The sequence below is a fragment of the Fodinibius sp. GM21 genome, from assembly GCF_058386955.1.
The window spans coordinates 383,340-397,445 of the sequence record NZ_JBYEIQ010000001.1 but is presented as its reverse complement, the minus strand read 5'-3'; the positions used below and the strand labels follow the sequence as shown (position 1 = coordinate 397,445).

At 40.2% G+C, this 14,106-nt stretch carries 10 protein-coding genes; 4 read left to right on the top strand and 6 right to left on the bottom strand.

Annotated features, from left to right (window positions below; translation table 11 throughout):
- Positions 1–2: 2 nt before the first annotated feature.
- Entirely contained in the window at positions 3–1,685 is a 1,683-nt protein-coding gene (locus tag ACT3IB_RS01590) for a hypothetical protein (protein WP_491537267.1), read from the bottom strand.
- A gap of 348 nt (positions 1,686–2,033) precedes the next feature.
- Here ACT3IB_RS01590 and ACT3IB_RS01585 point away from each other — a divergent pair, with 348 nt between their 5' ends.
- From ACT3IB_RS01585 to pckA, 3 genes are all read left to right on the top strand, one after another.
- Positions 2,034–2,612: a sigma-70 family RNA polymerase sigma factor gene (locus ACT3IB_RS01585; RefSeq protein WP_491537266.1), complete on the top strand. Its 579-nt coding sequence runs from the start codon at positions 2,034–2,036 to the stop codon at positions 2,610–2,612.
- A 98-nt stretch (positions 2,613–2,710) separates the two neighbouring features.
- Positions 2,711–5,221, top strand: coding sequence for a protein kinase domain-containing protein (locus ACT3IB_RS01580; RefSeq protein ID WP_491537265.1), 2,511 nt, complete (start codon positions 2,711–2,713; stop codon positions 5,219–5,221).
- 332 nt (positions 5,222–5,553) lie between these two features.
- Positions 5,554–7,152 carry a phosphoenolpyruvate carboxykinase (ATP) gene (pckA, locus tag ACT3IB_RS01575; protein ID WP_491537264.1) on the top strand — a complete coding sequence of 533 codons (1,599 nt, stop codon included), beginning with the start codon at positions 5,554–5,556 and terminating at the stop codon, positions 7,150–7,152.
- Positions 7,153–7,221: 69 nt separating this feature from the next.
- On the opposite strand, the gene prfA is transcribed toward pckA, so the two are convergent.
- Positions 7,222–8,304 (bottom strand): peptide chain release factor 1, encoded by a 1,083-nt coding sequence (gene prfA / locus ACT3IB_RS01570; RefSeq protein ID WP_491537263.1) that lies wholly within the window; start codon positions 8,302–8,304, stop codon positions 7,222–7,224.
- A 176-nt stretch (positions 8,305–8,480) separates the two neighbouring features.
- Here prfA and ACT3IB_RS01565 point away from each other — a divergent pair, with 176 nt between their 5' ends.
- Positions 8,481–9,641 (top strand): 5-(carboxyamino)imidazole ribonucleotide synthase, encoded by a 1,161-nt coding sequence (locus ACT3IB_RS01565; protein ID WP_491537262.1) that lies wholly within the window; start codon positions 8,481–8,483, stop codon positions 9,639–9,641.
- A gap of 51 nt (positions 9,642–9,692) precedes the next feature.
- Here ACT3IB_RS01565 and ACT3IB_RS01560 read toward each other — a convergent pair whose 3' ends face one another.
- The 4 genes from ACT3IB_RS01560 to ACT3IB_RS01545 are packed head-to-tail and all read right to left on the bottom strand — an operon-like array spanning position 9,693 to position 14,095.
- The gene (locus tag ACT3IB_RS01560; RefSeq protein WP_491537261.1) at positions 9,693–10,922 is read right to left on the bottom strand and encodes a hypothetical protein; all 1,230 of its coding nucleotides are present in this window, start codon (positions 10,920–10,922) and stop codon (positions 9,693–9,695) included.
- 56 nt (positions 10,923–10,978) lie between these two features.
- Positions 10,979–12,286, bottom strand: a complete 1,308-nt coding sequence (locus ACT3IB_RS01555; RefSeq protein ID WP_491537260.1) for a glycosyltransferase family 2 protein — start codon at positions 12,284–12,286, stop codon at positions 10,979–10,981.
- A 3-nt stretch (positions 12,287–12,289) separates the two neighbouring features.
- Positions 12,290–13,747 carry a TackOD1 domain-containing metal-binding protein gene (locus tag ACT3IB_RS01550; RefSeq protein ID WP_491537259.1) on the bottom strand — a complete coding sequence of 486 codons (1,458 nt, stop codon included), beginning with the start codon at positions 13,745–13,747 and terminating at the stop codon, positions 12,290–12,292.
- An 18-nt stretch (positions 13,748–13,765) separates the two neighbouring features.
- Entirely contained in the window at positions 13,766–14,095 is a 330-nt protein-coding gene (locus ACT3IB_RS01545) for a hypothetical protein (RefSeq protein WP_491537258.1), read from the bottom strand.
- Between the last annotated feature and the right edge of the window lie 11 nt (positions 14,096–14,106).

Here is a 14,106-nt window from a genome sequence, read left to right as displayed (position 1 = left end):
ATTTAAAAACGGTGTTGATAACGTAGATTTGCTTCTAATTCCGAATAGTTGCTGCTACCCCCTTCCACTACATTATTACTGCGACTTCTGACCGAAAACGAAAATGAATCTTTACCTGTCAGACGATAATTGCCTGTTAGATTGAGCATAAATTGCTGTGTCTTTATGCGAACATCATTTAAATTTGACATAGAGGACGTATTCGTATTATGATTAAATCCTCCATTAAGGGTAAGAGTCAATGTGCGCTTTAACAGCGAATAGCTAGCTCCCACATTGCCACCCAATGTGAGATTTTCTGAAGAGCTCGAATTATTCAATACCGCATTAGCCATCGAATTTATCGCCAATCCGCTAGGAAAACTCAGGCTATAACTTGCATTTGTGGAATAGGTATCAGAGGAACTTCCGATGGGTACTGTAGGTCCCCTGCCCTCAAATTCGAGATTAAAGTTAAAGTAAGAGGCCGCCAGTGAAATATTATGGGTTAATTCATTTCCCTGCACCGTAACCGAGGGCTGCAACATCAAGGTATGCGACACTTGTTTTTGATCGTATGGCGCTGTTTGTTGATTTGAAATAGCTCTCGAGTTCGTCGTAAAACTATTAACCAGTAAATTATAGTTACTGTTGATAGTCATCATATCAGTAACCTGCACCTGAATATTTGTTCCCACACCTGTATTTCGTTGAGTCTGTATCCTGCTGTTGAGAAGATTGTCACGACCGAGGGTAATATTACTTTGAACAGATACTTTGTCATCAAAAAGTTGTAGAGAAGGAGCAAATCTTATTCTTTCTTTATCATCTTGTATTCTTCCAATCCCCAGAGACCTGAACCCGGGTTGTATTCTCTCGTAGCCAATATCAAATCCAAATTCATCTAATTGCAAGTTTGCTGATGCCTGGCCCGCATAGTTAAGTCTCGAACTCTGACGGCCCTGTATTACGTTAGATATAAAATTTGGCAGCCCAAGATCAGAAATTGGAACTTTTGTACTATTAACATCTCGGGTATAAGCTGAAAATGTGACCTGACTTTCAAGGGTTAATACTCCCTCAAAAAGCGATAACATAGCATCAGGAGTAACCGTAAGGTTTTCTTGCGGGGTAATACCCGAAGGATTATTTAGCGAGCTTGATTTATCGAGCTCATAATGGCTGCTCAAGTAAAAATGATTATCAGCTTCACCATTATATCCAATTTTACCAGCCATCGCCCACCGTTCAAATGAAGGTTCACGAAATTCATCTTGTGAACTATTGTTGGGAATAGCTTTCTTTGAACGACCTCCAGATAGCTCGATATTCCAATTTCCGGGATTTAACTGTAAGAAACCGCCACGAATCTTTGCGCCGTTGATACCATACTTTGAAAAACTGGGATGCACGTCTCCGGCTTGCACCGATATCCATTTCCAGGTAGCATCAAAGCTAATATTGTTCATGTTTTGGCGAAATTCAGACTGATCCGTTGAGTAGAGCATATTTAAGCCGGAGCTAAAGCCAAATAAAGAAAAGTCGAGATTAGCGGTGGTTTTCAGACTTGCGGGGGCACGCCGATTCTGTATGCCCGAAGCTGTATAGGTATTTGCAGAAATTCCGATGGTGCCTGAAGCTGTGAAGGGCCTTATATTTGAATCTTCAAGTATGGGATCGGTTTGCCCGAATAATGTTGCAGGCACACCTATCGTAAAAAATAAAATACCCGCTGCCAGTTTATTTTTTATCTCTACAGAAATAATAGCCTTGTATTAAATAATATTCTTCGTTCACTATATATATGCGAGAAAAATTAATAAAGGGGGTCAAATTAATTCATTTTTTTCATTTTACTTCTCTTGATATCAAAATCGTGTATTTTAGTGATTACTTATTGAGGCTTTCTTTTTATTAAATATCTGTGAACTAAGCTTCATTAATGCAAAGCATTGCCTTATACCATTATATGTATTAAAATTAAATGCTTTTGTACGTTATTTTTATTGAACACTGGGGATAAAACTATATCATCTACAATAAGTTAGGGATACATGTCATCATCTTCCGAAATCACTACGTTATTATACCAATTGAAACAGGGTAAAGATGGGGTTTACGACAAACTATACCCTTTAATTTATCAAGAGTTGCGTCAACTGGCTTTTTCTCATATGGCGCGTCAATCTGATGGGCATACCCTTTCCAAGACCGAGCTGGTACACGAAACATATTTAAAAATGATTGACCAGTCTGAAATTGATTTTACCGACCGGAGCCATTTTTTAGCCATTGCCTCACGATGTATGCGCCAGATTCTAATCGATTATGCCCGAAAAAAACATGCAAAAAAACGGGGCGGCAAGAATAATGATGTTACGTATATAGATGGGCTTTTCAGCGCAGAAAATCGCAAAACAGAAGAACTCATCAATTTAGACAAAGCTCTTGAGGAACTAAGTGAGCTTAATGAACGACTTGCCAAAGTTGTTGAAATGCGGTTTTTCGGTGAAATGACCATAGCAGAAACGGCAGAAGCGCTTGATGTATCAAAAAGCACCATTAAACGCGACTGGATGAAAGCACGGGGATGGCTTTACAAGGAGCTTAAAGGAAAGTTTGAAATTACTTGATTGAACTGTTTTTCAGTTGACCCTCGTATATACTATTAGAATATATTATATAGAACTTTTGCTTATAGTTATTTTAGCTTTTAACCAAAAGAGGCATCATGAGCCACAATAACTGGGAAGAAATCGAACAAATCATTGACCAGGTTTTAGACCTTCCAAAAAAGGAACGCAAACAATTTATCGACACACGTTGCGAAGGCAAACCCGAATTAAAGGGAGAGGTTACCCAACTGTTAGAATCTATATTTGATTCTGAAGGCTGGTTAGAAAACCCCGAAGATTATAAGAGAAACGTCTACGAGGAAATTTCTGATGATGTTCAATTATTATCAACTCAAGATTCTCTTGTAGGAACCCAGGTTGGATCATACCAAATAGTGGAACAGATTGGAAAAGGCGGCATGGGCACTGTTTATCTTGCAGAACATGTCAGCGAAAAAATTGATCACCAAGTTGCCATAAAAATAATTCAAACAGCAAAAGCAACTGAGCAAAACCTTCTGCGCTTCAAAAGGGAGCAACAAATTTTAGCTGGTCTGCATCACCCAAGTATTGCACGCTTATACGATGCCGGAACTACCGAAGATGGGTTTCCATATATCATTATGGAATATGTTAATGGCATCCCGGTTGACAGCTACTGCAAAAAGCATAATTGCTCGATCGATCAAAAACTTAAGATCTTTGTCGATATACTTGAGGCCGTACGTTACGCTCATGAAAATCTTGTTATTCATCGAGACTTAAAACCGGATAATATATTTATTGATAAGACGGGGAGTGTAAAAATTTTGGACTTTGGGATATCTAAATTGATCGAAGATGATAATAACCTTTCCCTTACTAGAACCGGAACCCGTCTACTGACGCCAAGGTATGCCGCCCCGGAACAAATCAAACAAAAGAATATTACCACAGCAACAGATTTGTATTCGCTGGGTGTGATTTTTTATGAACTCTTAGCTGAAGCACCTCCCTTTGATTTATCGGATTGTACCGCTTATGAAGCGGAACAAGTAATTTTAACTAAGCAACCAGAAAAACCAAGCAATAAAGCACCATCTAAACAAAAATCACATACTATACGGGGAGATTTAAATGCCATTGCACTAAAAGCAATTCGCAAGGAACCGGACCGGCGTTACCGTGTGGCAACGGAGTTTTTGGAGGATCTAAATCACTATCTTAAAGGCCTGCCTGTTTCAGCTCGGACAAATTCTTTCCAGTATCGGGCCTCTAAATTTATTGCACGTCACAAAAAAAGTATGGCGGTTACTGCAGTAGTTTTAGTGCTAATAGTCGGGCTTTCAGGTTATTATACCTTGCGAATATCTGAACAAAGAGACCAGGCACAAATAGAGGCTCAAAAGGCACAAAACATTTCAGATTTTCTTTTAACATTGTTCGAAGCAAATTTTCCCGAAAATGCTCGTGGAGAATCACTGACAGCTGAGCAATTATTGCAGGAAGGACGCCAGAAAGCAGATCAAATACGAGATATAGACATGCGGGCAAATATGCTGTCAGTAATTGGTAAGGCTTACTCCAAACTAGGCTACCGAGATAGTGCTCTTTCAATACTGAATAAAGCTAAAATTCTAATTGGTAGTTCTCATGGACATAAAAGCCTTGAATACGCAGCTATCAATTTTAGTATTGGTAATGCTCACGACGTATATTCCGACTTGGCCCTGCCGTATTTTCAAAGATCTTTCAATATTCGTTCTAAGATTTTGGGGAATGACCATCCTAAAACTGTCGAGTCACTTTTGGAAATCGGCATAACCAAAAACAACCTTGGGCAAACAGATTCTGCCCGATATTATTTAGAACAGGCAAATCAAATAATCAAAAACTCTCCTACCCTTTATCCCTCATTACAAACTAAAATTAATGAACAGAGAGCAAATCTCTATTCTCATTCCGGTAATAATGAAAAAGCAAAACAACTCTATCAAAAACTCCTTTCAGGAGCAGAAAATGATATTAAAACCGACTCATTAACCATCAGTCGTTGGAAACAAAATCTTGCATGGACATATATCCGCCAACAACAATTCCAAGAGGCCAAACCATATTTAAAAAGTGCTCTTTCAATTACTGAATCGATACTTGGAAAAGGGCATCAAACAACCCTCAAGGTAAGGAATGACCTTGCAGGTGTGAATAAGGATATTGGAAATATGGAACGCTTTCAGCAACTTAGCGAAGAAAATGTTAAATATACCATCGAGCACTACGGAAATGATCATAAAATGGCATGTCAGGCAAGTTCGTCTTATGGTTTAAATCTTACGTTTTCCAAACATTTTGATAAAGGAGAACAATATTTGCGAGACGGGCTAGAAATCTGCTCGCGAGCTTTAGGAGAAAACCATACTTGGACAGCATTTGCAAAGGTTTGTCTGGCAGCAAATCTCGAGTTTAATAACAAAATCGAGGCCTCATCACTCTATTTCGAGGAGGGATTTAAAGTTTTAAAAAAGAAATCAGCCAATTTTAATAGAGTAAACGAAAGACAGATCTCAATAATTTTAAATCTCTATAAAAAGATAACCCCCTCCAATAAAGACAAAATTGAAAGTTTTAATAGTCTTCTTAATCGATAGTCTAAGTGAACTCATCATATAAACTTAATTAATTCCTCAAAAGCACTTAATCTAAAATAGAAGGCCAGCCAATCCAATTCCCAAACAACTTTATTTAGTTTTGAAACTGACCTTGATCTATAATTAATTTAATGAAACAGAGCGTCAATTATTTTAATTTTAGGCTGTAAGCGCTTTCGGTCATCAAAGAATTCATATCCTCAAGAGCCACAACACATTCACCATAATAATGCTTATACTTAGCATCTGAAATGAGAGGAAAAAAATCCTTCTACTCATTTCACAAAAGCTGATAAAATTAAACTGCAAAGGAACAAAAAATTCACTTATCAATGAGTAAGCACACACACCCACGCAGCCAAGTCGGGCTTGATTATTTAGGGTTAGAAAATAACGATAATGCTATTTGGAACCTCACGCCTCCTGAGCTTTACGAAGAGGCGATTCAAAATGGGGAAGCTGTTTTAACGAAAGACTATGCCCTGCGCGTTTTAACGGGTAAATATACGGGACGTTCTCCAAAAGATAAGTTTATTGTTGATCAGCCTTCAATACATGATGACATAGATTGGGGAGAAATCAATCAACCTACAGAGGAAGAAGTTTTTGAAAATCTTTTTGACCAAGTAACAGATTACCTGCAGGACAAAAAAATCTATGTGAAAGACTGTTATGCAGGGGCCGATGAAAAATATCAGCTGAATGTACGAGTGGTTAGCGAAGCGGCCTATCACGGGCTTTTTTCTCACAACATGTTTATTCGTCCCACTAAAGAGCAGTTAAAAAATCATGAGCCGGATTTTACCGTACTTGCTGCTCCCAATTTCAAAGCTGACCCGGAAAAAGACGGTACAAGAAGTGAAGCATTTGTTCTTGTAAATTTTGATAAGAAAATCATCCTTATCGGTGGGACCCTATATTCCGGTGAAGTTAAAAAAGGAATTTTCGGAGTGATGAATTACCTGTTGCCCAAACAGAATGTAATGGCGATGCACTGTTCGGCTAATATGAGTGAAGATGGTGATACCGCCGTATTCTTTGGGTTGTCTGGAACCGGAAAAACAACGCTGTCATCCGATCAAAATCGTATCCTTATCGGAGATGACGAGCACGGCTGGAGCGAAGACGGAGTGTTTAACATCGAAGGAGGATGTTATGCTAAAACCATCAACCTTTCTGAAGATGGGGAACCGCTTATTTATGCTACCACCAAAATGCCGGGAACAATACTCGAGAATGTTGTTCTCTACGAAAATCGCGAACCGGATTTTGACGATACCAGTTATACCCAAAACACGAGATGTTCCTATCCGATTCACTATATTCCGAATGCGACAGATGATGGAAAAGGCAACCATCCAAGCAATGTAATTTTCTTAACCTGTGATGCTTTCGGAGTACTACCTCCCATTTCCAAGCTGACGCCTGAGCAGGCAATGTATCACTTTATCAGTGGATATACTGCAAAGGTTGCCGGAACAGAGCGTGGAGTAACCGAACCCCAGGCAACATTCTCTGCTTGTTTTGGTGCCCCCTTTATGCCTCTGCATCCTACTGTTTATGCCGAACTGCTGGCCGATAAAATTCGAAAACACGATTCAACCGTGTGGTTACTAAATACCGGCTGGACCGGCGGACCGTATGGCGAAGGGCACCGCATGAAGTTGGGCCATACCCGTCAAATGTTAAGTGAAGCTCTTGATGGTAACCTCGATGACACCACCTTCGATATAGACCCAGTATTTGGGTTGGCTATTCCTAATGAAGTGGATGGCATTCCTTCAGAAATACTAACCCCACGTAATACCTGGAGTGATAAGGTAGCCTACGACGATAAAGCTGAGGAATTGGCAGCGATGTTTGCCGAAAACTTCCAGCAGTTTGAAGAAGAGGCAAGTCAAGAACTTATTAAGGCTGGTCCTAAAGTGTAATTAGTTAGTCATTGATTATCTGTTATTAGTTATTGGGGGAATTCTCCCCTGATAACTGATAACCAATAACTATCCCTCCTCCATTACAGCATTTAATTTATCAAGATTATCCTGTACGCGCAACGCTTCAATCACCTCTTCAATTTCTCCCTTCATGATATCTTCGAGGTTATACAGCGTTAAATTTATGCGGTGATCGGTCAGGCGACTCTGTGGAAAATTATACGTTCGAATTTTGGCACTACGATCACCCGTTGAAATTTGACTATTCCGTTCCTCTTCCCGCTCTTTACGAAGTTTCTCTTCTTCTTTTTCATACAGCTTTGAACGCAGCATCTTCATGGCTTTATCCTTATTCTGATGCTGCGATCGCTCTTGCTGGCATTCCACCACTACGCCACTGGGTTCGTGGGTAAGACGTACGGCCGAATCAGTCTTGTTCACGTGCTGCCCCCCTGCTCCACTTGCGCGGAATGTATCTACCCTGATATCCGACATATTTACATCGATATCTACTTCCTCTGCCTCAGGCAATACTGCAACAGTAGCAGCAGAAGTATGCACGCGTCCTTGAGTTTCAGTTTCGGGAACTCGCTGGACGCGGTGTACGCCACTTTCATATTTCATTTTTCCATATACCTCTTCGCCTTCCAACTCAAAATTGAGTTCCTTATATCCGCCTTTTGTAGATTCGCTAAGCCCAAGAATATTCAGTTTCCATCCCTTTTTATCAGCATAGCGCCGATACATATCAAAAAGATCTCCTACAAAAATAGCTGCCTCATCACCGCCGGTACCGGCACGTAATTCAACAATTACATTCTTCGAATCATCAGGATCTTTGGGAATTAACTTAAACTTAATGGCTTCTTCCAGTTCTTCAAGCTGTGGTTTAAGTTCTTCCAGCTCAAGCTCAGCCATTTCAGTGATTTCCTCATCATCTCCCTCTTCAATCAGCTCTTTGTTTCCAGTAATCTGATTTTTTGTCTCTTTCCATTTATCGTAGAGCTCTACTAATTCTTTTAAATCACTATGCTCTTTGGTAAGCTCGGTATAGCGGTCCGGATCATCATACACCGAAGGGTCACTCATCGCCGCCGTCACTTCTTCAAACCGTTCTCTTACCTGTTCTAACTTTGCTTGAATATCCATATATCTGCTACTTCTTTAGGAAACAATTTTCTTTTTTAAGGGTCACTAAAATACGATACTTTCCGCAAAATTAAGAATTGATACGATATTCAAATTACAGTACCAATTTCCTTAATTCCCAACGGAATAATTATTAAGTTCGGGTCAAATTTTGGAATTATAAAAACAATAGATCAATGGCTAAAAATCCTCTATCCGCAAATTTTAAGCTCGGTTTTCTTGGTGCCGGACAGTTAGCTCGAATGTCTGGATTGCAAGCTTTTCGATATGGTATTAAAGTTGGCGTTTTCTCTGACCGGGATGAAAACGAGCCCGTCCAATTTATGACACCGTATTCGAGTACCGGAGCCTATGATTCTGTGGATGATCTTACAAATTTTGCCAAAACATGTGATGTCCTCACTCTCGAAAACGAGTTTATAGATTCAAAAGTACTGAGAAAAGCTCAAGAACAAAGTGGGACCAATATATTTCCATCCCCCAGTAGTTTTGCAAAGATTGAAAACAAACTCATAGAAAAACGGACATTTGAAGACGCGGGGATCCCAGTCACACCCTATAAACTTGTCAAAACCGTAACAGACCTTAAAACATTCGGCCAAAACTATGGCTGGCCGTACGTACTTAAATCATCCAAAGGCGGTTATGACGGTTACGGTAATGAAACAGTGAGTAGTATAGAGGAGGCTAAAAAAGCATACAATAACTTGGGGGGGCATGATGATCATGATATTGTAGCCGAAGCATTCGTTGACTTTACCCACGAACTGGCTGTACAAGTAGCCCGAAATGAGACGGGACATGTTGTTTATCCGTGCTGCGAAACCGTGCAAGAGAATCACATCTGTGTTGGCGTCAAATCTCCGGCTCCGGTTTCACAGTCCATCCAACACGAAGCACAGCAGATGGCCTTAAAAGCTACCGAGGCTATCGATGGAAAGGGTATTTTTGCCTACGAGTTTTTCCTGACAAAAAATGGGGACTTACTTCTCAACGAATCTGCTCCTCGTCCCCATAATTCAGGTCACTATACTATTGAAGGCTGTATTACCTCGCAATTTGAAAACCACATCCGCGCCGTAATGGGCCTCCCGCTGGGCTCTACAAAATTGCGTGCCCCAGCCGTAGCAATGGTTAATCTGTTAGGTACAGATGAACGCAGCGCCCAAGTTGATAATGCATTGAAGGCATTACGCACCGGTGACGGACACCTCCATGTTTATGGCAAACTCAATAGCCGAGTGGGCCGAAAAATGGCACATTATACCCTATTGGGAGAAACAGTTAATGAGACCTATACCCGAGCTTCTGAACTTACCAGTGCCACACGTATTTAGGGTACCAATAAGCCACCCGTAATTTTAAAACTCATTTACTCTGAATAGACCTTACTTTTCTCTTTTGAGTATTTTCAGTCCATCAGTTCCATTTGCAAGGATAACAAATTTACCGTCAGTTTTAACAAAATTGGCTGAAGATTGATCGTCATTATCCCATGAGTAAATCCCCTCAGGTTCTTTATTTGGTGATTTAGCCCGTGTTGTTATAAACAGTCCATCGGTGCCGTGGGCTATATACACATATTGACCATCAGAGCTGACAGCATTAGCCACATCTTCTCCCGTTGGATCAAATTCATAGACTAACGGATCTCCGCCTCCATCAAATTTGTACCCTTTTACGCCCTGGTTACCGAAGGCTCCATACGTAATTGCATCACGATGCTCAATAACATTCTTGCCATTTGGAGGAGTTACTTCAAAATTCGTTTCAAAACCGTGCAATTCTCCCTTCTTGAAATCCATGATATTAAATTTGGCCTCTTCACCATTCATCAGACTTAAGCCAATGATGTCACCCTGTCGTTTATCTATATATTTGGCAAAATCCACATCAAATTGATTTATAATCGACAAATCATCTTTGCTCAGCTCAAAAAATCCCCCTCCGGTAGCTCCCGATGCCACATACAACTGTTGCGATTCCTCAACTATAGCATTTCCGGAGTAGCTTGGTAGCGGCGTTTCTTTACGGTAATCCTCAAAAACATCTTTATCTATTTTCAGTTCACCCACGACAGCTCCCTTTTGAGTCTCCTCACTGTAATCAGTTTTTGTGATATCTCGTCCGCCCGCGTACCAAAGCGTTTTACCATTCTCTTCGATTTCAAGTGCATTCACATCCGTATCAGAGAAATAAACCGAGGATATTATTTGGGGGTTAGACTCATCCTTAACATCAAATATATCGATAGTTCCTGCATAAGGATTACCGTTGAGATGGTAAGAGACATAGATCTTTTTATTATCGGAACTTATCTCAATACTGGTTGCACTCAGGGAATTGCTATTCTCATCAAGCGGTGAGCTGACAGTAGCAACATGAGTAAAGGTATGATCATTACTCTTTGTCATTGTAACAGTAGATGCCTCACCCGAAGTTGTATCAAGCGCAACAGGCTCATTAACGATACTAACCCGTTCATTAAGTTTCTGCAAATCATTATTGACACTGATCTGATTATTTTCGCTACCAGTATTCAGAATATCACATGACCCTAACAAGCCCAAAATAGCGGCTATCAGCGTTACATTAAGTACAATTTTTAGTGTTTTCATAACTGCTCCCTTTTTCTGTGTGTTTTGTTTATTTTTAAATCTTTATTCAATTTAAGTTACTCCATAACTTTTTTCTCAAGCTTTAATGCCTCACTGGAAGTTTTATAAGGATTCCAGGGATCCTTATACGACGATCGAAAGAAATATTCTTTAATGTAAGCCCATGTACGTACAAATCGGATAAAATAGCCCGTATATAATACCATTGCGGGCAAGTATAATATGTATTTTAATTTGTCTTTCCGTGTATCCGATATCAAGAGTACCACAACAAACTCAAGGGCTTTGGAAACAGTATAAAGACCAAAACCTGCGATAATAACATAACCCAGCGTTGAGGTAAAGTTCATAATGATGTCCACCATATAGATGTACCACATCACGTTGAGCACAAAATCGTACACTATATTTTCGGTAATCGTAAAAAAGTTGAGCAGGTTGAAGTTTTTTGACGGTGCAAATAGATTGCGATGTTTCCGGAACCTGAACCTGATTAGTGATCGACTCCACCGTAGACGCTGACGAGCCAGTGACTTAAAGTTACTCGGAACCGTAGTTTGAGCCACCGCACGAGGCTCGAAGCGAACCTTATATCCAAGCTTTCGTATTTTAAGTGTAATATCTCCATCCAGTCCCGGCCCTACATCCCATCCCTTTATTCGTTGCAACACATCTTTGCGGAAAGCACCGAAGGCGCCCGAAACAATGCGCAAAATACCGAGCGATGAAGCCACCGTGCGTCCTACAAAAATATAGATCAAATATTCAATAGATTGCAGGATGGTGCAAAGGCTTTCGTTGCTGTTGCGAACCATCAGGTTTCCTCCGACCGCACCCGTATTTTCATTAAGGTAGAAAGGAATCATAATTTGCTCAATGGCATCTTGATTAAAGGAGCAATCAGCGTCGGCGTGAATCACATAATCACCCTTACAATATTGTAGGGCCAAGTTGGCCGCAGAGGCTTTCCCCCCACGTTCTTCATTTCTGAGAAAAAGATCAATTTCCCCGCTGCGCTCAAGATTACGTCCAATAATAGGTGTGTTATCATCCGATCCGTCATCTACCACAATCACTTCAAAGTTCTGATATGATTGTTCCTTCAACGATGAAACAAGCTGGTAATAATTTTCTCCCTCGTCCTTACCCGGTACAATAATGGATACAAACGGCCGCTCACTCCAAAATCGCTGCTTTGCTATTGAATAATCTTTCCACCCTGTTTTATTCTTTATAAATGTAATCATAAGTACGGAATAGTCGAGCAGGATATACCGGGGAAGCTCGAAAATAAAGTAGAACCAGAATATGCGCACAAAGCCCCTGGTTCCCTCGTTATGCCAAAATTCTATAAATTCTAACATCGCCTATACATTTGATTTCGATGTTTTTTCGAGCAGTTCGTTGATGGTCCATTCATAACTGATATCTTCTTTAACCCTTAAAACAGCCATCCTCAACTCCAATTCAAAGTCATCAAAATTATCTTTGATCAACTCCTTCATGCGTTCTCCCATCTCATCCATTACACTTTCAACCTCTTCTTTCCTTTGCTCTGGAAAAAGCATTAAAATGGTTTCGTAATCCCAAAACGTAATTTCATCACCCGGGGCCAAATCGTTGGATAATATTTGTTGCAGCTCTTTTTGCAAGTCGCGCTTGGCAACATTTCCTATACGCTGATAAAGCTCTGGGATATTCCATAATCGAAACATACCTACGGAGCTATCAAATTCTGCAATACTTTTGCGTTTAATTTCATTTTTCAGCGCACGGATAAAGTATTCGGTACTCTCACCTTCATCAGGCATTTGTTCACTATTCTTGCTTATTTTCACGTAGTGATTACCCTCGGCCATATCCTTGCCCTTGGCCGTAAGGTGATACTTTTTTATCTCCTTTTTTACCAAATGCTCGACTTTTTGATCGGCACCGCAATTTAAACATTTGGCGCGTATCAACGGATCCTGAAAAGAATGGGCGCATCCTCGGCAGTTAAATATTGCTGCCGGTTTATCATAATCCACCCCAATGTGTTTCAACTTTTTTTCACATTTAGGACATATAAGTGTTTCACCATACCCGGCAGCCTTGAATTCACTAATTTCCCCCATATATGCACAAGAGAAATGATGTATCAGATCGTGAGAAACCAAGTGAGATGAATCACAGTTCGGACACACCTCCCTGATATTCAAATAACTGTTAGAACAGGAATTACACAAGTAGATGGTATCCACAAACTTGCCTGTAATAATTTCATTTTTCTCTGCCTCTTCGAGGATATCAAGCGCATCGGCCTCATTAGCAAAGTCCAGATTTTCGGTAAGCATAGCATAACTATATCCCAATAAACTTTTACGCGATGGAACCGGCTCTAAAAAGCTGATATCCCGGGAGTGCATAAAACGGATCAGCTTGAGAAGCAGGAGGTTGCTGGGAAAATCCGAATCTGACTGAACAGAGACAGATTTTCGTATGCGCTGCACTGACTCTTTAAAACGATTACGAGATACCGGTTTTACTAGATAATCAGATATCGCATAATCAAAAGCTTTTACGGCAAAATCTTTCTTCCCGGTTACTAAAATTACCTTAACGTTGTTATTATCTTCGATCTCATCCAAAAATTCGAATCCCGACATCGAAGGCATCATCACATCCAGAAAAATAAGGTCCACCTGTTTTTCTTCAAGCAATTCTAGCGCCTGCTCTCCGCTTTCTGCGATACCCACTAAATTAAGACTATCGCTGTGGTCAACGAGCGATGACATTGCTACCCGTGAGGTCTTTTCGTCATCTACTATAATACAATTAAGAGTCATAGCTTTCTCCGGATATTCTTACGTAGTTAATTTGTTATTGATCTTCCGTGTTACCTCTGCCACTTTCCCCAGGCTATTCAAGGAGTGTATGGTGCCATCAATCAGCGGATTTCGGCTATCCGACTCTTCCTCATAAATTTTGTAAATAAATATTGGGATCAAGTATACCGATTCCATGTTATGACAACGGATTTTCTTAACGATCTCTTCGGTAGCCAACTGGTTGGAATATTCAATAATGACCGCATCAAACGATTTAAGCTGTGGCAAATACAGCGGTGATCGATCTTGTATCTTCATAAATACAAGGTCTTCATGCGATATTTTTTGAGCAAAATTCTCTTTCATAACATCTTTTT